Raw genomic sequence first — 21,265 nt, 5'->3', positions numbered from 1 at the left:
CCTCCCCCTCCTCGCAGCACGAAGGCACATCCTGTCATGAGCATCAAGAAGTCCTCCCTGTACGGCACCGCCACCGCGGTCACGCTCGCCCTGGCCCTCTCCGCGTGCGGCGGCGGTTCGGGAGGCGGCGGCGCGGCGGGCGGCACGTACGACAAGGACGCCACCGTCAACATCGGCTCCCTCTACGAGCCGCAGAACCTGGACAACACCGCGGGCGGCGGCCAGGGCGTCACCGAGGCCCTCAACGGCAACGTCTACGAGGGGCTGTTCAAGCTCGCCGACGACGGCGAGGTCGAGCCGCTGCTCGCCGAGGACCACAAGGTCAGCGAGGACGGCCTCACCTACACCTTCACCCTCCAGGACGGCGTGACGTTCCACAGCGGCAAGCAGCTCAGCAGCCAGGACGTCAAGTACAGCCTGGAGCGGGTGCTCGCCGAGGACTCGCAGTCCGCCCGCAAGAGCAACCTCGAGGTGATCGAGGACATCGCCACCCCCGACGCCCGGACGGTGAAGGTCACCCTGTCGAAGCGGTCGATCTCCTTCGTCTACAACCTCTCCTACGTCTGGATCATCAACTCCGAGGCGAAGGACCTGAAGACGAACGAGGACGGCACGGGGCCGTACCGGCTGAAGAAGTGGACGCGCGGATCGGCGCTGAGCCTGGACCGGTTCGCCGAGTACTGGGGTGAGGCGGCGGCCAACAAGCAGGTCGTCTTCCACTACTACAAGGACGCGACCGCGCTGAACAACGCGCTGTTGACGAACGCCGTCGACATCGTCACCAGCGAGCAGTCGCCCGACGCCCTCGACCAGTTCACGTCGAACCCGAACTACAAGGTCAACGACGGCAACTCCACCACCAAGCTGCTGCTCGCCTTCAACGACAAGGCCGAGCCCTTCACCGACGTCAAGGTGCGGCAGGCCGTCTCCGCCGCGATCGACGACAAGAAGCTGCTGGAATCCGTCTGGGGCGGCTACGGCAAGCTCATCGGCTCGATGGTGCCGCCCACCGACCCGTGGTACGAGGACCTCACCGACGTCGACACCCACGACCCCGCGCGTGCCAAGAAGCTGCTGAAGGAGGCCGGCCACGCGGACGGCTTCAGCTTCACCCTCGACACCCCCAACTACGACCCGCACCCGACCGCCGCGACGTTCATCAAGTCGGAGCTGGCCAAGGTCGGCATCACCGTCAAGATCAACACGATCACGTCGGACGAGTGGTACACGAAGATCTACCAGAACCGCGACTTCACGGCCACGCTCCAGGAGCACGTCAACGACCGCGACCTGGTCTGGTACGGCAACCCCGACTTCTACTGGGGCTACGACGACAAGCAGGTCACCCGCTGGGTCGAGGAGGCCGAGGCGGCCGCCACCGAGGCGGAGCAGACCGAGCTGCTGAAGAAGGTCAACCGCAAGACCGCCGAGGACGCGGCCAGCGACTGGCTCTACCTCTACCCGCAGATCGTCGTGGCGAACAGCAAGCTGTCCGGCTACCCGCTCAACGGTCTCAACTCGCAGTTCTTCGCCTACGACATCAAGAAGAAGAGCTGATGACGCGGTACCTCCTGCGCCGCTTCCTCTTCCTGCTGGTGTCGCTGGCGCTCGCGAGCGTGGTGCTGTTCGCGCTGCTGCGGCTGCTGCCCGGCGACCCCGCCAACGCGCTCACCACGGTGGGCGCGACCCCCGAGCAGATCGCGGCGGCCCGGCAGTCCATCGGGTCCGACAAGCCGCTGCCCGAGCAGTTCACTCACTGGCTCGGGCAGCTGGCGAGCGGGGATCTGGGAACCTCGTTCGTCAGCACGCTGCCGGTCGGGCCCGAGGTGGCCGCCCGGCTCGACGTGACGGTCCCGCTGACGCTGGCCGCGTTCGTCCTCGCGGTCCTGATCGCGCTGCCGGCCGGGTTCACGGCCGCGTACAAGCGGCACACCTGGTACGGCGGCCTGCTCAGCGGTGTCTCGCAACTGGGCATCGCCGTACCGGTGTTCTGGCTCGGCATGATCCTCATCGCCGTGTTCGCGCTGAACGCGGGCTGGCTGCCGGCCGGCGGATTCCCGCCGGACGGCTGGTCGCTGCCCGGCGAGGCGATCCGGTCGCTGGTGCTGCCCGTGGTGACCATCGCGCTGGTGATGAGCGCGTCGCTGATCCGGTACGTCCGCTCGGCGACCCTGGACGTCCTGGGCAGTGACTACCTGCGCACGGCACGGGCGCTGGGCTCCTCGTTCGGACAGGCCATGTGGCGGCACGGGCTGCGCAACGCCTCCGTGCCGGTGGTCTCCGTCCTCGGTATCGAGCTGGCGTCCACGCTGCTCGGCGCGGTGGTCGTGGAGTCGGTGTTCGCGCTGCCGGGCCTCGGCTCCCTGCTCGTCACCGGCATCGCCCAGCACGACTACCCGGTCGTCCAGGGCGTGCTGTTCGTCTCCACCCTGGCCGTCCTGCTCATCGGCTTCGCCGCCGACCTCGTCCAGCGGATCATCGACCCGAGGCTGCGCGGCAGCCTCGCGGGAGGCACCCGATGACCGGGGCCGCCGCCGAACGACGCCGCCCGGTGCGCTCGTACACCCTGCTCACCGGGTGCGTGCTCGCGGGCCTGATCGCGCTGCTCGCGCTCGTCTCGCTGGTGTGGACCCCGTACGACGCCGACGACACCTCCGGCGGCCGGCTCACCGCTCCCGGGGACGGCCGTCTGCTGGGTACCGACAAACTCGGACGCGATCTGTTCACCCAGGTGATGATCGGATCGCGGATCGCCGTCGAGGCCGGGCTGGGTTCGGTCCTGATCGCGGCGACCCTCGGAGTCCCGCTGGGGCTGCTCGCGGCCTTCGCTCAGGGCTGGCTGGACGACACCCTCTCCGCGTTCCTCGACATCCTGATCGCCTTCCCGACCCTGCTGCTGGCGATGCTCATCGTCGCCGCGCACTCGGCGACGCTCGGTTCGGCCGTGCTGGCGATCGGGCTCGCGCAGAGCGCGGTCGTGGCCCGGCTGACCCGCATCCTGGTCAAACGGGTCCTGAACCAGGACTACATCACCGCGGCCCGTATCTCCGGCACGTCCTGGCCGCGTACCGTGGCCCGGCACGTCCTGCCCAACATCTGGCCGACCCTCGCGGTCAACCTGGCCCTCCAGTTCGGGCTCGCCGTGCTGGCCGAGGCGGGCCTGTCCTACCTGGGTCTGGGCGCACCGCCGCCCAACGCGTCGTGGGGCCGCATGCTCCAGGAGGCGCAGGCCACCTTCACCACCGCACCGGCCGGCGCGCTCGCTCCCGGCGTTCTGCTCGTCGTGCTGGTCGTGGGCGTGAACCTCGTCGCGGACGGCCTGCGCGACACCCTCGACCCGACGACCCGGCGAAGGCGCGCATGACCCTCCTCGACATCCGCGGCCTCACCCTGCGCACCGCGGACGGAACCACACTCGTCGACGACCTGTCGCTGTCCGTCGCACGCGGCGAACGGCTCGGCCTCATCGGCGAGTCGGGCTCCGGCAAGTCGCTGACCGCGCTGGCGGTCCTCGGCCTCCTGCCGGAGGGCATCACCGCCACCGGCAGTGTCGAGCTCGCCGGAACCCAGATCGTCGGCGCGCGTGAGGAGCACCTCACGCGGGTGCGGGGGCGGGACGCCGCCGTCGTCTTCCAGGAGCCGCTCACCGCCCTGGACCCGCTGATGCGGGCGGGCGGGCAGGTCGCCGAGCCGCTGCGCCGACGGCGGGGGCTGAGGGGCGCCGCCCTGAAGAAGGCCGTCGTCGACGCCCTGGAACAGGTGCGGCTGGCCGAACCCGACCGTATCGCCCGGTCCTTCCCGCACGAGATGTCCGGCGGCCAGCGCCAGCGGGTCGCGCTCGCCATGGCACTGGCCTGCGACCCGAAGCTGCTCATCGCGGACGAGCCGACCACCGCACTCGACGTGTCCGTGCAGGCCGAGATGCTCGACCTGATCGACACACTCGTCCGGGAACGCGGCATGGCCGTCGTCTTCGTCAGCCACGACCTCGCCGTCGTCGCCAGGATCACCGACCGGGCCCTGGTCATGCGCAGGGGCCGCGCCGTCGAGGAGGGCACCCTCCTCGACCTCGTCCGCTCACCGAACCACCCCTACACCAGGGCGCTGGTGGGCAGTGCCCGGCGGCTGGAGTCCGCCCTGAACCTGGGAGAGCCCCGATGACAGCGTCGTCACCGCCGACACCACCGCCGGTCCTGGAGCTGAAGGACGTCTCGCTGCACCACCGGGGAAGCGCCACGCCCGCCGTGCGGGACGTCTCCCTCACCGTCGAGGCCGGCCGCAGCCTCGCGCTCGTCGGCGAGTCCGGCGCGGGCAAGACGACTCTGCTGCGGCTGCTCCTGGGCCTGGCCCGGCCGACCCGGGGCACGGTCGGCTTCGACGGCACCGGGCTGAACGTGCGTGACCGCCGGCAGATGCGGCACTTCCGGCGCAGCGTCCAGTGCGTCTTCCAGGACCCGTACTCGTCGCTCGATCCCCGCAGCCGCGTCGGCGGCATCGTCGCCGAGCCGTTGCGCTCCCTGGGCCTCGACTCGAAGGCCACGGCGGTCCCCAAGGTGACCGAGGCGCTGGAGCGGGTGGGGCTTCCGGCGGACGCGGCCGAGCGCTATCCGCACGAGTTCTCCGGCGGTCAGCGCCAGCGCATCGCGATCGCCCGGGCGACGGTGTGCCACCCGCGGGTGCTGCTGGCCGACGAGCCCGTCAGCGCGCTGGACGTCACGACACGCGTCGCCGTGGTCGATCTGCTCGCCGAACTGCAGCGGGAACAGGGCCTGACCGTGGTCATGGTCTCCCACGACCTGTCGGTCGTGGCGTCCCTGTGCGAACGCACCGCCGTCCTGGAGCGCGGACGGGTCGTCGAGCAGGGAGACACGGCGCAGGTGCTGGGCTCCCCCGCGCACCCGTACACCCGGCGGCTCCTCGAGAGCGTGCCGCGGCTTCCCGTGTGAGGCGCCGGGAACCGTCCGGTCCGGCGCTGCGGGGCGGATCGCCACGGCCGGCGTGGCGGAAGACGTCCTGCTGGGCGCGCTGTTCGACGTCACCCCCTATTCTGGCCTCGTGCCCGGTGGAGACCCGGCACCGAGGCAGCGGGGCGGCTGCACGCCGGACTGGGGGGAAGTCGGCTGATGAACTGGATCTGGTGGGTACTCGTTCTCTTCTGGACGGGCGGTTTCGCGTGGGCCGCCGACAACGTCCGCACCGCGCTGCGCAACCGGCACGAGCGCAAGCTCGAACTGCTGGAGGCGGCGAAGCAGGAACGACTGGCCGTCGAAGCGGCGCACAAGCCCCCGGAACCGGTGTGCGGGTGCACCCACCACCTCGCCAAGCACGACAAGCAGGGGCGATGCCACGAACGCGTCGAGGTGCCGACGGCCTGGGACGAGAACAAGAAACCGTTGCGTTATGAGGCCGGGGAGTGCAACTGCCGGCAGTACGTCGGGCCCCAGCCGCTGTCCCAGGTCTACGCGGAGGAGTTGACGGACCGGGCGTGAGGTGGTCGCCTCCCGGCTCCCGGCTCCCGGCTCCCGGCTCCCGGCTCCCGGCTCCCGGCTCCCGGCTCCCGGCCATAATGATCGCCTCGGAGCGGACCGCGACCGGCGCGGGTGATCAAGTGAGGCGATGCGGCAGTGTGGCCACGTGTCAACGGTATGCGCGCGATGGAACTCGGTACCCCCGATGACCTGCGGACCGAACTGAACTCCCTTGTCCTGGACGGACAGAAGACCGCCACGACCGGTCTGCTGGCCGAGTACGTCGAGGAGACCGAGGGTCTGGAGTTCGTCGGTGAGCGGTTGGCCCTCCTGGACAACGAAGGCCGCGCCATCGCCACCATCGAGATCACCGGGGTGGAGCTGACCTCCTTCAGCGAGGTCACCTGGGAACACGCCGCCGCCGAGGGCGAGGGGGACGCCTCCCTGGAGGAGTGGCGCGCCGGGCACCGCCGTTTCTGGGAGCGCGAGGGCACGCCGGTTCAGGACGACACGCCCCTCGTGTGCCTGGCCTTCCGCGTCGTCCCCGCCGCCGGCCCGTCCGCACCCGCATGCGCGAAGTCCCCGCACCGATAGGCCCCCGGGAGGCTCCTCGACGCCCCCTCACCGAGCGCGTCCGACACCGACGCGCGTCGCAGCCCGGGTGACCTGCCGGGCCGTGGGTGACGACGAGGCCGCCCCCGGGGAACGGGCTACTTGGTGACGGCGAAGCGCATCAGGGCGTGCTCGTCGCCCTGCTTGATCTTGCCCGTCTCATTGATCACTTCGAGCTTCCATGTGCCGCCGACCCGGATCGCCTTGGCGACGGCGCAGCCGTTGTCCTGGGTGAGCATGCTCGGCCAGATGTCGGCGACCTGCTGGGAGCTGCCTCCGGTGGCGTCGTAGACCTTGAAGCTGATGTTGCGTGCCTTCTGGAAGGAGCTGCCCTTCTTGTACGCGGCGGCGATGAACACGATCGACGTGATGTTGGCCGGTATCCGGGCGAACTCGACGGTGACGGTCTCGTCGTCGCCGTCCCCGTGCCCGGTCTGGTTGTCGCCGCTGTGCACCAGGGAGCCGTTGCCCATGGGGTCGAGCGAGTCGAGGCCGGCCAGGCGCACCGGGTCCCCGCCCTGCACGGCGATGGCGATCAGGTCGAGGTCGGTGCCGGTCTTGTGGCGCAGCTTGCCCAGCAACCCGCCGCTGCTGCCCGCGGTGGGGTCCCAGGAGACTCCGATGGACAGATGGGTCACTCCGTCCAGGTCCGCCGGGCCGTCTTCCTTCGTGAGAGTGATCATGCCTGGGTCGTCCTTTGTGAAGAGGGATTACAACCACAGAGTGTGCCTGGTGCCCCGGTGGTTCCCGGTGAGGGGTCCCCTACAGGCACATATGACCTCTCTCGACCGTTCTTCGGCGTCCGGCCCGGTCCCGATGCCCGCTTCGGTCAACTCCGGTCCGCCGGGGCGCGCGTCGCGTCGTGGTGGCCGCGCAGATGACGGGCCGCGTCGGCCGCGCCGGCCCCGCTGATCAGCACCGCGGTCCCGGGCGCCCGGCCGTCCGGCCCGCTGTCGTCGGGAGGGCTCCCGGGGCCGTGCAGCACCGTCGCCCGTACGGCGCCGGACGCGATGGTGATCCCGAGGACGCGGTCCCCCGCACGGTCGGGCAGGGTGACGCGCAGGGAGGCGCCCGGTGCCGCCCTGGCCGCGGCGGCGCACCAGACCGCCGCCGCGGCCAGGTCCCAGCCGCCGGGCAGCTCGACGGACACGGTGGTGTCCGCACCGCCCAGTGGCCGCCAGCCCTTCGGCCGCGCACCGCGCTCCGCCGCCGCCCGCCACAGCGTGTCCAGGTCGGCCGCGTGCACGGTGCGGCCGACCCGGTCGCCGAGCAGATATCCCGCGGACAGCCAGGACCTGACCCTCAGTCCGGACCCGGGGTCCAGGAGCTGCCCGGCCCGTGCCGCCCGGTCGGCGAGGACCGACCGGGTGGGCGGGGCCAGGACGTCCTCCCAGCGCGGCACGGAACGGCCACTGCCACAGGCTCCGCACATCGGAACTCACCCGCCTCTCACGGACTCGGAACGCAGGGCACCCGCCGCACTCACGGCATGACGTCGCCGCTGTTGGGGCCGAGGGTCTGCCCCACGTAGAGGTTGCCGCCCGGATCACTGGCCAGCAGGACCGCGGTGGGGGCGACCTCCGCCGGCACCCCGAAGCGGCCGAGGGGCAGTTCGGCCTGCTTGGCCTTCTTCCAGTCCTCGCTGATGCCGTCCACCAGCGGGGTGAACACCGGGCCGGGTGCGATCGCGTTGACCAGCACCCCCTTCGGGCCGACCTCCCTGGCCAGCGCCTTGGTCAGGCCGATGACGCCGGCCTTGGCCGCCGAGTAGTGCACCAGGCCCTCGCCGCCCTTGATGCCGAGCTGGCTGGCGATGTTGATGACCCGGCCGCTGCCGCGGGCGACCATGTGCGGCACCGTCCAGCGGCAGCACAGGAAGACGCTGCGCAGGTCGACGGCGATCATCTCGTCCCAGGTCTCGACGTCCATCTCGACCAGCGGGACCTCGGTGAGGATGCCCGCGGAGTTGACCAGGACGTCGGGCGCGCCCAGAGCGGTCACGCAGGTCTCCACCATCTGCCGGGTCTGCTCCGCGTCGGTCACGTCGACGACAGCGGTGGCCACCTCCGTGCCCTGCGCGGTGAAGCGCTCGGCGAGTGCGGAGAGCCGGTCGGCGTCGCGGTCGGCCAGGAAGAGCCGCGCGCCCTCGGCCGCGTAGGCCTCGGCTATCGCCGACCCGATGCCACTCGCCGCGCCCGTCACCAGCGTGACCTGTTGTTCGAGGACTCCCATGCCGTTCACCTTTCTCGCCGCTTTCTCGCCGCTTTCTCGCCGCGGCTCTGTCCGCTGCCGCTTTCGTTCACTGCTGCCTGATGTACTGCCGCCCGGCCCGCGCCGCCCGGCCTGCCGTCAGTCGGTCACTCCGGCCAGCGGACCGTGAGGCCGCCGTCCACGATCAGCTCCTGGCCGGTGATGTACGCCGCGTCGTCACTGGTGAGGAAGCGGATCGCGCGGGCCACCTCGTCGGCCTCGCCCACCCGGCCCGCGGGGATGCTCCGGCCGGCCCGCTCGAGCCCGGCGGGCCCCAGGGAGTTCTTCTCGTCCAGCGACTGCGGGGTCTCGATCAGTCCGGGGATGACGGTGTTGACCCGGATGCCGCGCGGGGCGAGTTCGGTCGCCAGCGACCGGCACAGTCCCAGCACCCCGCTCTTGGCGGCGGCGTAGTGGGCGTGGTCGTCCCAGCCGTACACGCCGCCGGCGATGGAGGAGACCGCGACCATGGAGCCGGGGCCGGTCATCACGGCGGCGGCGGAGCGGAAGGTGCGCAGCACACCGGTCAGGTCGACCGAGAGCATGTCGTTCCAGGCGTCGTCGTCGAGGTCCGCCAGGGCTGCCCGGCGCAGTACGCCGGCCCCGGCCACCGCGATGTCCAGCCGCCCGTACGTCTCGACGGCGGCCCGGGCGAGGTCGTCGACCTGCCCGCTGTTCCGGACGTCGACGGCGACGGCGGTGCAGCGGCCGCCGGCGGCCTCGACCAGCCGGACGGTCTCGTCGGCGCTGTGCGGGTCCTTGGGGTAGAAGCCGACGACGCTGTGGGCTCCGGCACGGGCGTACGCGACCGCCAGGGCGCGGCCGATGCCGCTCGCGCCGCCGGTGATGACGGCGACCTTGCCGGCCAGCCCGTCGTCGCGGGCCGGTGCGGTGAGCTCGGTGGAGGACATGTCCTGCCTTTCGTCAAGTTCCCGGTGCGTGGTGGGTGCGGACCACCACGCACCGGGAAAGGGGGAGGAAAAGCGGTCGACTCAGTGCGCCGCGGCCGGGAGGGCGGGCTCGTCGTCCGTGTCCTGGCTGACCTTGTTGGCGCCGAGCATCAGCACGCCGGAGAGGAACATCCCCAGGGCGCCCGCGACGAACGCGGCCGTGGTGGCGCTCGCTCCGAGGCCGATGAGCGCGCTGAGCAGCGCCGAGCCGGCGACCGCGCCCGCGGGGCCCATCACGTGGGCGGTGTTGGAGCCGATGCCGCGGACCCGGGCCGGGAACGACTCGCCCATGTAGAAGACCATGGCGGAGTACGGGCCGAGGAGGAAGAACAGCCCCAGGGCGTACATCGGGATGACGTACGCGGCGCTGTCCGGTCCGAAGAGCATCGCCGTCATCACGACGCCACCGATGGTCCAGCCGACGATGATGGTCGTCCGCCGGCCGATCCGGTCACCGAGGTACCCGTGGGTGAGGTAGCCGAGGAAGCCGGCCAGGTTGGCCAGGATGAGCACGACCAGTGCGCTGGAGAACGAGACGCCCTTGCCGTCCGTGAGGATGGTGGTGCCCAGCACCGAGAAGACCTGGATGCCCATCCAGTTGAACAGCCACGCTCCGGACAGGCACAGGGTGTGCCGGCGCAGGTCCGGGGCGAAGAGCTGGCGCAGACCGGACTCGTTGTCCCGGCTGATGTCGAGGTCGTACAGCTTCGCCAGCTCGGTCGCGTCGGCGTCGCGTCCCTCCTTGCGCAGTTCGCGCGTCCGCTTGAGGGCGACGAAGGAGGGCGACTCACGGAGCTTGGACCCGGCGACGAGGATGACGACGACCGGGAAGGTGGCGAGGAGGAAGATCCACCGCCAGCTCATGACCGGCAGCAGCACGGCCGCGAACGCCGCGGCCAGCAGGGCGCCGACCGGCCAGCCGCTCTGCACCAGGCTGAACATGAAGCCGCGGCGCCGGCTCTTGCCGTACATCTCGTTGAGGTAGACGCCGTTGACGACCTCCTCGGAGTAGCCGAGGCCGGAGATGGCCCGCGCTCCGATCAGCGAGGCGGCGCCGCCGACCACCGCCGTGAGGCCGGAGGAGAGCGCTGCGCCCGCCGTGGTGACGATCAGGCTCGGCTTGCGGCCCCAACGGTCCAGCATCGGGCCGACCAGCAGGGAGACGACGAAGGTGCCGACGGTCACCCCGGTGGCGATCGCCGTGGCCTGCCCGGTGCTCCAGCCGAACGTCTCGGAGATCTTCGGCAGCAGGGTGCCGAAGAGCACGAAGTCGTAGACGGAGAAGACCCAGGCCAGGAAACAGACCACGGTGGTGGTCGTGATGGTGCGCCGGCTGAGCGTCGGGGGACCCTTGAAGAGGACCTCGTCCGAGGGCGCTCCGCTGCGCGGCCATTCGTTCTCGTGGGCTATGTCGGCCTGCTGCGCGGTGGTCATCTGCTGTCACCCTTCTGGCGCGGGTTGCGGGCGGCGAAGTCGTCCGCGATCTGGTCGAAGGTCACCCAGCGGACGCCTTCGTGGGAGTTGATGTGGTCGATCAGCCGCTCCAGCATCAGCTGCACCTGGGGGCGGCCGGCCACGTCGGGGTGGATGGTCATGGTGAAGGCCGCCTGGTCCATCTCCCGGTACACCCAGTCGAACTGGTCGCGCCACATCTCTTCGATGTCACGGGGGTTGACGAAGCCGTGGCTGTTCGGGCTGGCCTTGATGAACATCATCGGAGGCAGGTCGTCGAGGTACCAGTTGGCCGGGATCTCGATGAGATCGGTCTCCTGGCCGCGCACCAGCGGCTTCATCCAGGTCTCGGCGGGCGCGCTGTAGTCGATCTTCGTCCAGGAGTCGCCGACCCGCACGTAGTACGGCTCGAAGTCACGGTGCATCAGGGAGTGGTCGTACTTGATGCCCCGTTCGAGCAGCAGCTCGTTGGTGACCGGGCTGAACTCCCACCAGGGCGCCACATAGCCGGTCGGACGGCGGCCGGAGCGGGTCTCGATCAGCTCGATGCAGCGGTCCAGGACCGCTGCCTCCTGCTCCCGGCTCATGGCGATCGGGTTCTCGTGGCTGTAGCCGTGCACGCCGATCTCGTGGCCGGCGGCGACACAGGCGTCGAACTCCTCCGGGAAGGTCTCGACGGAGTGGCCGGGCCAGAAGAACGTCTGGGTCAGGCCGCGGCGTCGGAACAGTTCCAGCAGGCGCGGCACGCCGACCTCGCCCGCGAACAGGCCGCGGGAGATGTCGTCGGGCGAGTCCTCGCCTCCGTACGAGCCGAGCCAGCCGCCGACCGCGTCGACGTCCACTCCGAAGCCGACAAGGATTTCCTTGGTCATCGACATCTCCTTTGATGACGTTCTGGGGATGGGGTGGTGATGGGGTGAGGGTGTGTCAGTAAGCCGGTGGGGGGTGGTGCGTGGCGCTCAGGCTCCGGAGCCGGACGGTGGGTCCTCTCCGGCGAGCCAGGCGCGGACCAGGGTCTCCGGCGAACGGCCGGGTACGGCGCTCGCGGCGGCCAGCAGCAGCCGGGCCTGCCAGGGACTGAGGTCGTCGGCGAACACCGCGCCGGCCTGGCGGAGTTCGGTGCCGCCACCCGCGTAGAGGGGTGCGACGGGGCCGGAGTGCACCCGTGAGGTGATCAGCACCGGGTGGCCCGCGGCCACCGCCTCGGCGACCGCCTCGACCAGTTCCGGCCCGGCGTTGCCCGCGCCGACCGCCGCCACCACGACCCCCGCGGCGCCGGCGGCCAGGCTGGCCCGGACGAACAGCCCGTCCGCACCGGGATAGACCGGCACCACGTCCACCCGGGGCAGGTCGGGGAGGCCGAGGTCGAGGGGGAACCGCGGGCGGGGCCCCGGCTGTGACAGCGGTACCACGCGCCCGTCCACGATGCGGAGCGCCGGCCCACGTCCGGGTGCGGTGAAGGCGTGCGCCGACATGGTGTCGCTCTTGCGCACCCCGCGGGCGGGGAAGGCGAAGCCGTCGAAGACCAGCAGCGGGCCCTGCCCCCGGGCCGCGTCGTCGGCGGCCACGGCCAGGGCGTCACCCAGGTTGGCCGGGCCGTCCGCGGCGCGGTCGTCGAAGGGGCGCTGGGCACCGGTCAGCACGATCGGCCGCGGGTCGTCGAACGCCAGGTCCAGCAGGAAGGCGGTCTCCTCCATCGTGTCGGTGCCGTGCGTCATCACCACCCCGTCGGCCCCGTCGTGCAGCGCCTTGCGCACCTCACGGGCCAGCGCCAGAAGGTCCGCGGTGCCGAAGGCGTAGCTGCCCCGGGTGACCACGTCCCGCGTGCTCACCTCCACGCCGGCCGGAAGCGGACCGGCCGACGCCACCAGCTCCTTCGCGAGCACGGTCGCCCGGCGGCCCTCCGCCCCGCCCCGGCTCGCGATGGTGCCGCCGGTGGCCACGACCTGGATTCGACGCATGAACCCTCTCTTCGCCTCGCTGCAAACGATTGCGGTGAGGCTACGCAAACGATTGCTCTTTGGTCAATGGTTGTCGGACACTTGTCTGGCCGGAGCGTTCGGGGATGTGCGAGGCTCGGAGGCGCCAGGACGGCGAACAGCCGTCCGCACCGAGCGGATTCGAACAGGGTCCAACAGGGTCCGAGGACGTCCGAGCGGAATTCGAGCAGGATTCGAGCAGGATTCGGGAAGAGGGGCAGCGGGAGTGGAGCGACATGGAGCACGGGCGGGGGCCGGTACACAGACCGGTCGTGCCCCGGTCACCCTCGCCCAGATAGCCCGGCAGGCGGGCGTCCACGTCTCCACGGTGTCACGGGCGCTGAGCCAGGACGACAGCGTGCGGGGCGGGGTGGCCAGCGGGACCGCCACGCAGATCCGGGCGCTCGCCGAGGAACTCGGCTACCAGCGGGACCCCGCCGGGACCGCGCTGCGCACCGGCCGCTCCCGGATGCTGGGGGTGCTCGTGCCCCGGTTGACCGACATCGTGCTGGCCACCGTCTACGAGGGAATCGACGCGGCCGCCTCGGCCGCCGGATACCACACCGTGGTCGCCAACACCGGCGACGACTGCGAGATGCAACGGCGCCGGGCCGACGCGCTGCTCGCCCGGCGCGTCGACGGCCTGGTCCTCGGCGACGCCCGCTCCGACTCCGACCTCGTGGCCGAGCTGGCCGACCGGCGCATTCCCCTGGTGCTGGTGTCCCGCCGGCTGCCGGGCAGGGTGTCAGTGACCACCGACGACGTCCGCGGCGGACGGCTGGCCGGCGAACACCTGCTCGGCCTCGGTCACCGGCGGGCCGCGGTGGTGGCCGGAGAGCCCTACGCCAGCACCGGGGTCGAACGCACCCGGGGCTTCCTCGACGCCTTCGCCGAGGCGGGCCTGCCGATACCGGAGAGCCACGTCGTCCACTCCCGCTTCGACGTGCCCGGTGGCCGGGCCGCCGCCGAGCACCTGCTGAGCCTGCGGCCGATGCCCACCGCGGTCTTCGCGGTCAACGACTTCGCGGCGATCGGCGTGATGGCGGCGGTCCGGGACGCCGGCCTGACGGTCGGCCGGGACGTCGCGGTCGTGGGCTACAACGACGTCGCGCTGGCGGCGGCCCTCCCGGTGCCCCTGACCTCCGTGCGCTCCCCGATGTACCGGATGGGCGAACTGGCGGCGACGACGCTGGTGAACATGCTCGAGGACAGGCCCGGCCGCTCCCGGCGCCTGCGCCCGACCCTCGTGGCCCGCGCCTCGACCCTGGGCGTCGCACCCCAGGAGTAGGGCCGGTCCGTCGGGTCGTGTCGCAGACGCGGGGCCGAAGTCGCCTCGCCGGGAGGTGGCCCCGTGCGTGCCGGACCCTCCGGCGCGGAGGGCGGGGACGGCCCATGCCGTCCGCCGGCACCGCGTGACAGCGGGATGCCAGCGGGATGCCGGCGGGAGACATGACGAACGGTGAGCGGAGGCCGCTGGAATGGTTCCGTACCCACACGGCGGAGGCAGCCGGCCACGGCGGTCCCCCCTGACCCATCGGGAGTCACCATGAACAAGGACCTGAGCACCCTCGCGGACGAGATCCTCGAGCTCGAGGCCGAGACCTTCGAGATCTCCGACTACTCGGACGCCAGCGAGGTCGTGCTGGCCGGCTGCACCAGCACCAGCTCCACCTCGACCTCCAGCTCCACCTGCAGCACCACCTCCTGCTCCGCCTGACGCACGTCCGGTGAAGCAGACGCCCGGTCGGCTTCCCTCCCCTTCAAGGGGCGGGTTCCGACCGGGCTTTCGTCATGCCCGTCCGACCGCGCGGCCGGACGCCTGTGCGGCCGGGACGGTGGCGGCCGGGACGGTGGCGGCCGCCGCAAACCTCGTGTAGGTAAACCCCTACAACCGCATGCCCGCTTTGCCGGACGCGTCCGTCCCGAGGCGGCACCGACAGGACCTTTTACCAGCAACAAGGCTTGTTTTAGCGGTATTTGGCTGCCCCTCAGCGGCAGCAGTCCGCCTTTGGAGCTCTTCAGAACCTCCTCTTGACCGTCGGTCTACGCCAGTAGACACTCACCACTGCCACAAGGCCGATTGACGTCGTGCACACCGGCTTCACATGTGCTCACACCTGCCCTCGTCAGAGAGCGGGCAGAGGTCCTGTACCAGCCACCCTCCCGACCAGGAGCGGTCACGGTGACGGGACTCCGCTTCCCGAAGCGGGCCGTGACAAGCCGGTTCGGCAGATCTTCGAGGGTCAACGGGGGAATATCGTGCGTTTTCAGCTGCTCGGCCCACTCAGCATCACCGACGGTTGCGATGTGGCCGTCCTCCCGCCGGCCAAACCGACATCACTGCTGGCGGCGCTGCTGATCCGCCCCGGCGAGGTGGTCCCGACGCAGCGTCTCCGGCAGGCCGTCTGGGGCGACGAGCAGCCGGCGACGGCGAAGGCGGCCCTGCAGAGTTGCGTCCTGCGGCTGCGCCGCCTCTTCGCGAAGTACGACATAGAGGAACATTCGGTGGTCGCGGTTGCCGGGGGCTACCGTCTCCCGGCCGACGGCGACACCCTGGACCTGCTGCACTTCCGTGGCCTGGTGGCCGACGCGGCCGGGGCGGGGGAGTCCGAACTCCCCTTGCTTCGCACGGCACTCGACCTGTGGCAAGGGCCGCTTCTCGCCAATGTCCCCTCCGAACTGCTGCACCGCGACGAGGTGCCCCGGCTGGTCGAGGAGCGCCTGCGCGTCCTGGAACGCGTCTGCGAGATCCAGCTGGCCCGGGGACAGTCCCGCGAGGTCCTGGTGGACCTCTGGGAGGCCACCCGCGCCCACCCCCAGCACGAGGGTCTCGCCGCCCAGTTGATGCGGGCGCTGTACCGGGCGGGACGGCAGATCGAGGCGCTGGCCGAGTACCGAAGGATCAGGACGCACCTCCGGGAGGAACTCGGCGTCGATCCCGGCGCGGAACTGCAGGGTCTGGAACTGGCCATCCTGCGTGGCGACGAGCCCCGTGGCCCGGCCCTGGAGACCGCGCCGCTCACCCTCACCCCGCACGTGGCGCCCGCGGTGACCGACGCCGTGCCCGACGCCCCCGCGACCCGGGGGGAGAGCGTCCCCTCCGGCGGGCCTGCCTTCCCCGGCGACGGCCGCCCGCCCTCAGGGCCGGCGCATCCGCCGGGGCCCAGGCTGCCCCATGTCCCCGGCTTCACCGGCCGCACCCGTGAGACCGCCGACCTGGTGAGCCACCTGAGCGGCGAGGGCCGAAGGGACGGGCGGACGCACGCCGGCCCGGCGATCGCGGTGATCTCCGGAGGCCCGGGAATGGGCAAGACCGCGCTGGCCCTGCACACCGCTCAGCTGGTGGCGGACCGGTACCCCTCGGGCGGCGTACTGCTGCCGCTGACCGGACCCGACGGCACGCCACGGTCCGCCGACGAGGCGGCCGCCGAACTGCGCTCCGCACTCCCCTCCGGCGCTTCCCCCGGATCGTGCCTGGTGATACTCGACGATGTCGTGCACCCCGACCAGGTCCGCGGGTTGCTCGACATCACGGGCTGCGGCGCCTTCGTCGTCACCAGCCGTATGCGACTGGCCGCCCTGGTCGCCACGCACGGCCCGGCGGTGCTGCAACTGGGCGCCCTGCCGCCGCAGGAGTCCCACGCGCTCCTCGTCGCCGTCCTCGGTCATGAGCGGGTGGCGGCCGAGGCCACGGCCGCACACGCCCTCACGGAGACGTGCGGGCATGTCCCGCTGGCCCTGCGGATCGTCGCGGCCCGGCTGCTGACCCGGCCGAAGCTGCGCCTGGCGGACCACGCCGCATGGCTGCGGCGGGACCTGCCCGCCCGGCTGGCCCTGCCCGACGACGCCCGGATGTCCGTGCTCCTGACCCTCGACGGTGCCCTGGACCGGCTGCCCGCCCCGGTGGCCGACGCGCACCTGCGCCTGGCGCGACTGGACGGGCAGATCACCGCACCGGCCGCGGCCCGTGCCCTCTCCGTCCCCGAGACACACGCCGAGGAGTTGCTCGAGCGGCTCCTCGACACCGGACTCCTCGACGAGGAACAACCCGGGACGCTCCGCATGAACACCCTGTTCCGCGCCCACGCACTGCACAGGGCCGCCCGGACCGGCGACATCCCGCAGGCCGTCATCGCCACGGCCCGCCGCGCCCTTCCGTCCGGGGCCACCTGAGGGACCGGGGCTGCGGCCCGGAACGCGGCCCGGCCCGGTGGGCCGGACACCCGAACATCCCGCCTTTCCCGCCTTCCCTCACCTTTTCCCCGCCTTTTCAGACCCGAGTGGCCGTCAGGCCCGACCCGGAGGTGCGACCCCGTATGTCCACGACCCCGTACGAGGAGACCTCGGACACCCGTCCCAGGGTGCGCCGCGACGTGCTGTTCACCGAGACGCCCACCGGCGTGATCTTCCACAACGCCGACGGTGGTTTCCAGCTCAGCTCCCCGTCCGCCTACCGGTTCGCCACCCTCCTCGTCCCGCACCTGGACGGGAGCCGGACCGTGGCGGAGATCTGCGCGGGCTTCAAGGACCAGCAGAAGGCGATGGTGGGCGGCCTGGTCAAGGCGCTCTACGCCCGCGGGTTCGCCCGGCCCGTACCGGCCCCCGGCGAACCGGGACCGGACGCACCCGTGCAGCCGGCGGTCGCCGCGCGCTTCGCGCCGCAGATCGCTTACCTCGACCACTACGCCGACGACGCCGAAAGCAGGTTCGCCGCGTTCCGCGGCACCCGCGTCGCCGTGCTCGGCGACGGTCCGGTCGCCCGCTGGTGCGCGCTCTCCCTGATCCGCAACGGCTGCGCCTCCGTCGCCGTGGAGGCCGCACTGGCCGAAGGCCCCGCCACCACCGCCGAGTTCGGCGAGCTGCGGGCCGAGGCGGCGGAGTTCACCACGCAGGGCAGTCCGGCCGAGGTGACGGTACTGCCCGACGCCGGGGCCGGCTCGGCGGGCGACTGGACGGCGTACGAGGGGTACGACGTGGTGGTCGCCGCCTGCGGCCGCGACGCGTTCCGGACCTCGATCGCCCTGCTCGGCCACGGCGTTCCGGACGGCCGCTTCCTGCTCCCCGCCTGGACCTTCGGCGACCGGGCGGTGGTCGGCCCGGTCAGCGGCCCGGACTCCGACGGATGCCTGGCCTGCGCGGCGCTGCGCCTCGGCGCGACGGGGGACGCGGCGGTCGCGGCCGGCCTCTGGAGCGGTCTGGCCCTGGGGGGTCCCCCCGGCCCCGGGCCGCGCGGCCCGCTCGCCGCGATGCTCGGCAACCTGCTCGGCTACGAGGTGTTCCGGCTGGTCACCAAGGCGCTGCCGGCCGAGACCCGGGGCCAGGTACTGCTTCAGGACATGGCCTCGTTCGATGTCCTGGCGGAGCGGCTGCTGCCCCATCCGCGGTGCCCGTTCTGCCGGACCCGGCCCGGCGCCCCCGAGCCCGTCGACCTGACCGCGGCCCCCGAACGGCCCGCCTTCGAGCCGGTCGTCGCCGCCGCTCCGGACGACGACGCGACCGAGGGGCCGCTCGCCGAGCTCGACCGTCGCTCGCTCGCGATCCGTCCGTCCGTCGGGGTCTTCACCCGGTACGCGGACGAGCCGGTCACCCAGACCCCGCTGAAGGTCGGCGCCGTGGAGGTCGGTCTGGGCGCTGCCGGGACCCGGACCGTCGTCGCGTTCGACGTCCAGCACACCGCGGGCGCCCGCCTGCGGGCCCTCAACACCGCCGCCGAGGTCTACGCCGAGCACGTGGTGCCCGGCTCCCCCGCCCCGGACGACACCTCCGGCGCCGGCCGGCCGGACGCGCTGCCGAAGGTGAACCCGGACACGCTGACCACGGCCACCGGCGCCGGGGGTGATCCGGTCGCCTCCTGGGCCCCGGCCATGTCGCTGCTGACCAAGGAACAGACACTGGTGCCGGCCGGCGCGGTGCGGCCCTTCGGGCCGGACAACCGGGACCGCCGGTTCGAGCCGTCCCGCGCCGGGGCCGGCGCGGGCGACGGCCTGCCTCAGGCCGCGGCGGCCGGCCTGCTGTCCGCGCTCGCCCACGACGCGCTGCGGCGAGCCGTGCGCGGGGCCGGGCGGACCTCGGTGATCCCCCGGGCCGTGTTCGCCGACGACGTGGAGGCGACCTTCCTGCTGCGTTCCGCCGGACACCTGGGGCTGGACGTCGAACTCCTCGACCTCGGGGAGACGGACCGCACCGGGGTGTCCGTCGTGCTGGCCAGAAGCCGGCCGGCGGAGGGAGACGGACCGGGCCACTGGGCCATCGGCTCCGCCCTGGACCGGACGGCCGCGGCCACCGACGCCCTCCGCGACCTGCTCGGCACCGTCCAGCTCGCAGCGGAGGGAGTGCTGGGCGTGCCCGACACCGGTGACCCGCTGCTGGCCGACCTCGACGCGGCCCTGATACCGGTCACCGCCGAGGACGGCGCGGCCGGGCCGGACGCCGGTCCGGCCCCGGTGACCTGGACGGAGGTCCTGGAGCGGCTGGGCGCCGCCGGGCGTGACGCCCTCGTCGTGCCCACGCACGCGGCCGACCTGCCCGCCGCCGGGATCCACACCGTCCGGGTCCTGCTCACCGAGGCGGCCGACGATGACCGCTGACCTCGCCCGGGCCACCGTCGGCGGGGCCGAGGAGCCGCGGCACCGGGCGTGCCGTCTCTTCGCGGAGGAACTCCGCGGCGCACTGGCGGAGTTGCCGTTCGAGCCGGGCCGCCCGGTGCCCGATGTCGCGGTCCTCGCCCTCGGGGTACGGGACGCCTTCGCCGCCCCCGTCCCCACCGACGGAGCGCCGCACTCCGCGCTCCCCGTGCACCTGTACGGCCGGCATGTGCTGGTCGGCCCCTGGCCCGTGGAGGGAAGGGCCGGCTGCGGCGCGTGTCTGCGGCGCCGTTGGCAGGGGGTGCGCTCGGTCGGTCTGCGGGAGGGCCTCGAACTGCGCGGCGGCACCCGGGAGATGGGGCCGTGGCCCTACTCGGTGCCGTTCGCCGCGCAGGCCGTCGCCGCACTGATCGCCCGGCTCGGCGCCGCTCCCCTCGACGACGGGCGGCCCTTCCCCGACGTATGGCTGGTGGACCTGGAACAAATGACGGTCCGTCACCATCCGCTGGTGCCCGAGCCGGACTGCCCCGGCTGCGGCACACCGGAGCCGGTGACCGCCGAGTCGGCCGCCCTCACCCTGCGGCCCGCGCCCAAGTACCGGCCGGGCGTCAGCCGGGTCCGGCCGGTGGACGCGTACGGCCTCCAGGTGGACGCGTTCGCCAACCCCCACTGGGGCGCCGTCGGACCGTCGGTGGTGTGCGACGTCACCTCGCCGACCACCTCCGCCACCGTGGGCTGCTTCTCCAGCCGCTCCGGCGACTATCTGCGGGAGACGTTCTGGGGCGGTCACGCCGACACCTACCACGCCAGCACCCGCATCGGTGTGCTGGAGGGTCTGGAGCGATACGCCGGGATGCGCGCCCGGGGCCGCACCCTCACCCTGACCGCCGCCCTGGACGATCTCGGGCCGGCCGCCGTCGACCCGCGCGAGACCGGCCTGTACGCGGACGACTTCCACCGGGCGAACCCCTGGGTGCCGCCCTTCACCCCGGACCGTCCGATCCCCTGGGTGTGGGGCTGGTCGCTGCGGGACGCGCGTCCCCGTCCCGTCCCGGAGATCCTCGCCTACTACCACAAGCCCGGGATCGAGCACCGGTTCGTCCAGGAGAGCTCCAACGGCTGCGCCTCCGGGGGCAGTCTGGAGGAGGCCGTGCTCAGCGGCCTGATGGAGGTCCTGGAACGGGACGCCTTCCTGCTCGCCTGGCACGGCATGCAGCCGCTCCCCGAGATCGACCCGGCGACCAGCACCGACCCGCACACCCGGGTCATGGTGGACCGCATGGCCATGTACGGGTACCGGGCCAGGTTCTTCGACACCCGGATCACCTTCCCGGTCCCCGTGGTCACCGCGGTCGCCGAGCGGTTCGACGGCGGCCCCGCCCGGATGTGCTTCGGGGCCGGAGCCGCCCTCGACCCCGAGGCCGCACTCGCCGCGGCCCTGTGCGAGATCGCCACCGACTCGGTGCAGCTCCTCCAGCGTTTCCGGCGCGACGAGGCCGGGTACCGCGCCATGGCCGAGGACCACGAGAAGATCACCAGCCTGCACGACCATCCGCTGGTCTACGCGGTACCGGAGATGGGCCGTTACGCCGACTTCCTGCTCCGCCGTTCCTCGCCCCCCGGGCCGTCGAGCGTGGCCGGCCTGCGCTGGGCCCGCGCCGACGGCTCGGGCCCGGACGTACGCGACGATCTGCTCGCCGCGGTGGACGCCGTGACGTCCGCCGGATTCGACGTGGTCGTCGTCGACCAGACCGCGCCCGAGCAGCGCGCTCTCGGTCTGCACACCGTGAAGGTGCTGGTGCCCGGCCTGCTCCCGCTCGACTTCGGCTGGACCCGGCAGCGCGCCCGGCACATGCCCCGGATGCGCACGGCGCTGCGCGAGGCGGGCCTCAGACCGGACGACCTGACCGAGGCCGACCTCAATCCCGGCCCGCACCCGTTCCCATGACCGGCCGTCCGTCCCCGGCGCG

General features: G+C 72.4%; 19 protein-coding genes. 12 read left to right on the top strand and 7 right to left on the bottom strand.

Annotated elements, in window-relative coordinates; all coding sequences use genetic code 11:
* Positions 1 to 36 precede the first annotated feature (36 nt).
* The 7 genes from ACVW19_RS33600 (at position 37) to ACVW19_RS33570 (ending at position 6,062) form a co-directional block, all read left to right on the top strand.
* Positions 37 to 1,557 carry an ABC transporter substrate-binding protein gene (locus ACVW19_RS33600; RefSeq protein WP_457464341.1) on the top strand — a complete coding sequence of 507 codons (1,521 nt, stop codon included), beginning with the start codon at positions 37 to 39 and terminating at the stop codon, positions 1,555 to 1,557.
* The gene (locus ACVW19_RS33595) at positions 1,557 to 2,522 is read left to right on the top strand and encodes an ABC transporter permease (RefSeq protein ID WP_457464339.1); all 966 of its coding nucleotides are present in this window, start codon (positions 1,557 to 1,559) and stop codon (positions 2,520 to 2,522) included. The genes ACVW19_RS33600 and ACVW19_RS33595 overlap by 1 nt, the downstream gene beginning before the upstream one ends.
* Positions 2,519 to 3,364, top strand: a complete 846-nt coding sequence (locus ACVW19_RS33590; protein WP_457464337.1) for an ABC transporter permease — start codon at positions 2,519 to 2,521, stop codon at positions 3,362 to 3,364. Before ACVW19_RS33595 ends, ACVW19_RS33590 begins: the two co-directional genes overlap by 4 nt.
* Positions 3,361 to 4,161: an ABC transporter ATP-binding protein gene (locus ACVW19_RS33585; protein WP_457464336.1), complete on the top strand. Its 801-nt coding sequence runs from the start codon at positions 3,361 to 3,363 to the stop codon at positions 4,159 to 4,161. Before ACVW19_RS33590 ends, ACVW19_RS33585 begins: the two co-directional genes overlap by 4 nt.
* Positions 4,158 to 4,946 (top strand): ABC transporter ATP-binding protein, encoded by a 789-nt coding sequence (locus tag ACVW19_RS33580; protein ID WP_457464334.1) that lies wholly within the window; start codon positions 4,158 to 4,160, stop codon positions 4,944 to 4,946. The genes ACVW19_RS33585 and ACVW19_RS33580 overlap by 4 nt, the downstream gene beginning before the upstream one ends.
* A 177-nt stretch (positions 4,947 to 5,123) precedes the next feature.
* On the top strand, positions 5,124 to 5,489 hold the full coding sequence (locus ACVW19_RS33575; protein WP_457464332.1) for a hypothetical protein: 366 nt from the start codon (positions 5,124 to 5,126) through the stop codon (positions 5,487 to 5,489).
* Between the two features lie 165 nt (positions 5,490 to 5,654).
* The gene (locus ACVW19_RS33570) at positions 5,655 to 6,062 is read left to right on the top strand and encodes an ASCH domain-containing protein (RefSeq protein ID WP_457464331.1); all 408 of its coding nucleotides are present in this window, start codon (positions 5,655 to 5,657) and stop codon (positions 6,060 to 6,062) included.
* Between the two features lie 116 nt (positions 6,063 to 6,178).
* Here the strand turns inward: ACVW19_RS33570 and ACVW19_RS33565 are convergent, their stop codons facing one another.
* The 7 genes from ACVW19_RS33565 to ACVW19_RS33535 form a co-directional block, all read right to left on the bottom strand.
* The gene (locus ACVW19_RS33565; RefSeq protein ID WP_457464330.1) at positions 6,179 to 6,763 is read right to left on the bottom strand and encodes a TerD family protein; all 585 of its coding nucleotides are present in this window, start codon (positions 6,761 to 6,763) and stop codon (positions 6,179 to 6,181) included.
* A gap of 146 nt (positions 6,764 to 6,909) precedes the next feature.
* Complete coding sequence (locus tag ACVW19_RS33560; protein ID WP_457464329.1) at positions 6,910 to 7,482, bottom strand: hypothetical protein; 573 nt, start codon at positions 7,480 to 7,482, stop codon at positions 6,910 to 6,912.
* Positions 7,483 to 7,562: 80 nt separating this feature from the next.
* On the bottom strand, positions 7,563 to 8,312 hold the full coding sequence (locus ACVW19_RS33555) for an SDR family NAD(P)-dependent oxidoreductase (RefSeq protein WP_457464327.1): 750 nt from the start codon (positions 8,310 to 8,312) through the stop codon (positions 7,563 to 7,565).
* Between the two features lie 125 nt (positions 8,313 to 8,437).
* Positions 8,438 to 9,241, bottom strand: coding sequence for an SDR family NAD(P)-dependent oxidoreductase (locus tag ACVW19_RS33550; RefSeq protein WP_457464325.1), 804 nt, complete (start codon positions 9,239 to 9,241; stop codon positions 8,438 to 8,440).
* A gap of 81 nt (positions 9,242 to 9,322) precedes the next feature.
* The gene (locus ACVW19_RS33545; RefSeq protein WP_457464323.1) at positions 9,323 to 10,714 is read right to left on the bottom strand and encodes an MFS transporter; all 1,392 of its coding nucleotides are present in this window, start codon (positions 10,712 to 10,714) and stop codon (positions 9,323 to 9,325) included.
* Positions 10,711 to 11,604 carry a polysaccharide deacetylase family protein gene (locus tag ACVW19_RS33540; RefSeq protein ID WP_457464321.1) on the bottom strand — a complete coding sequence of 298 codons (894 nt, stop codon included), beginning with the start codon at positions 11,602 to 11,604 and terminating at the stop codon, positions 10,711 to 10,713. Before ACVW19_RS33540 ends, ACVW19_RS33545 begins: the two co-directional genes overlap by 4 nt.
* Before the next feature lie 87 nt (positions 11,605 to 11,691).
* Entirely contained in the window at positions 11,692 to 12,693 is a 1,002-nt protein-coding gene (locus ACVW19_RS33535) for an asparaginase (RefSeq protein ID WP_457464320.1), read from the bottom strand.
* A 244-nt stretch (positions 12,694 to 12,937) separates the two neighbouring features.
* On the opposite strand from ACVW19_RS33535, the gene ACVW19_RS33530 reads away from it, so the two are divergent.
* The 5 genes from ACVW19_RS33530 (at position 12,938) to ACVW19_RS33510 (ending at position 21,243) form a co-directional block, all read left to right on the top strand.
* Entirely contained in the window at positions 12,938 to 13,999 is a 1,062-nt protein-coding gene (locus ACVW19_RS33530) for a LacI family DNA-binding transcriptional regulator (protein WP_457464318.1), read from the top strand.
* A 258-nt stretch (positions 14,000 to 14,257) separates the two neighbouring features.
* Entirely contained in the window at positions 14,258 to 14,428 is a 171-nt protein-coding gene (locus tag ACVW19_RS33525) for a thiazolylpeptide-type bacteriocin (protein WP_031128743.1), read from the top strand.
* A gap of 542 nt (positions 14,429 to 14,970) precedes the next feature.
* Entirely contained in the window at positions 14,971 to 16,884 is a 1,914-nt protein-coding gene (locus tag ACVW19_RS33520) for a BTAD domain-containing putative transcriptional regulator (RefSeq protein WP_457464316.1), read from the top strand.
* Between the two features lie 143 nt (positions 16,885 to 17,027).
* Positions 17,028 to 19,298, top strand: coding sequence for a TOMM precursor leader peptide-binding protein (locus ACVW19_RS33515; protein WP_457464314.1), 2,271 nt, complete (start codon positions 17,028 to 17,030; stop codon positions 19,296 to 19,298).
* On the top strand, positions 19,288 to 21,243 hold the full coding sequence (locus tag ACVW19_RS33510; RefSeq protein ID WP_457464312.1) for a TOMM precursor leader peptide-binding protein: 1,956 nt from the start codon (positions 19,288 to 19,290) through the stop codon (positions 21,241 to 21,243). The genes ACVW19_RS33515 and ACVW19_RS33510 overlap by 11 nt, the downstream gene beginning before the upstream one ends.
* The last annotated feature ends 22 nt before the right edge of the window (positions 21,244 to 21,265 follow it).

This window comes from Streptomyces sp. TE5632 (assembly GCF_054061295.1).
The sequence above is the reverse complement of the archived record's forward strand: the minus strand, read 5'-3'. Positions and strand labels throughout refer to the sequence as shown.

Coding starts and splice junctions, on each gene's coding strand:
- ACVW19_RS33565 (WP_457464330.1), bottom strand. CDS start 6,763: ATGATCACTCTCACGAAGGAAGACGGCCCGGCGGACCTGGACGGAGTG.
- ACVW19_RS33555 (WP_457464327.1), bottom strand. CDS start 8,312: ATGGGAGTCCTCGAACAACAGGTCACGCTGGTGACGGGCGCGGCGAGT.
- ACVW19_RS33590 (WP_457464337.1), top strand. CDS start 2,519: ATGACCGGGGCCGCCGCCGAACGACGCCGCCCGGTGCGCTCGTACACC.
- ACVW19_RS33595 (WP_457464339.1), top strand. CDS start 1,557: ATGACGCGGTACCTCCTGCGCCGCTTCCTCTTCCTGCTGGTGTCGCTG.
- ACVW19_RS33575 (WP_457464332.1), top strand. CDS start 5,124: ATGAACTGGATCTGGTGGGTACTCGTTCTCTTCTGGACGGGCGGTTTC.
- ACVW19_RS33525 (WP_031128743.1), top strand. CDS start 14,258: ATGAACAAGGACCTGAGCACCCTCGCGGACGAGATCCTCGAGCTCGAG.
- ACVW19_RS33580 (WP_457464334.1), top strand. CDS start 4,158: ATGACAGCGTCGTCACCGCCGACACCACCGCCGGTCCTGGAGCTGAAG.
- ACVW19_RS33515 (WP_457464314.1), top strand. CDS start 17,028: ATGTCCACGACCCCGTACGAGGAGACCTCGGACACCCGTCCCAGGGTG.
- ACVW19_RS33545 (WP_457464323.1), bottom strand. CDS start 10,714: ATGACCACCGCGCAGCAGGCCGACATAGCCCACGAGAACGAATGGCCG.
- ACVW19_RS33600 (WP_457464341.1), top strand. CDS start 37: ATGAGCATCAAGAAGTCCTCCCTGTACGGCACCGCCACCGCGGTCACG.
- ACVW19_RS33550 (WP_457464325.1), bottom strand. CDS start 9,241: ATGTCCTCCACCGAGCTCACCGCACCGGCCCGCGACGACGGGCTGGCC.
- ACVW19_RS33540 (WP_457464321.1), bottom strand. CDS start 11,604: ATGACCAAGGAAATCCTTGTCGGCTTCGGAGTGGACGTCGACGCGGTC.
- ACVW19_RS33510 (WP_457464312.1), top strand. CDS start 19,288: ATGACCGCTGACCTCGCCCGGGCCACCGTCGGCGGGGCCGAGGAGCCG.
- ACVW19_RS33585 (WP_457464336.1), top strand. CDS start 3,361: ATGACCCTCCTCGACATCCGCGGCCTCACCCTGCGCACCGCGGACGGA.
- ACVW19_RS33535 (WP_457464320.1), bottom strand. CDS start 12,693: ATGCGTCGAATCCAGGTCGTGGCCACCGGCGGCACCATCGCGAGCCGG.
- ACVW19_RS33570 (WP_457464331.1), top strand. CDS start 5,655: ATGGAACTCGGTACCCCCGATGACCTGCGGACCGAACTGAACTCCCTT.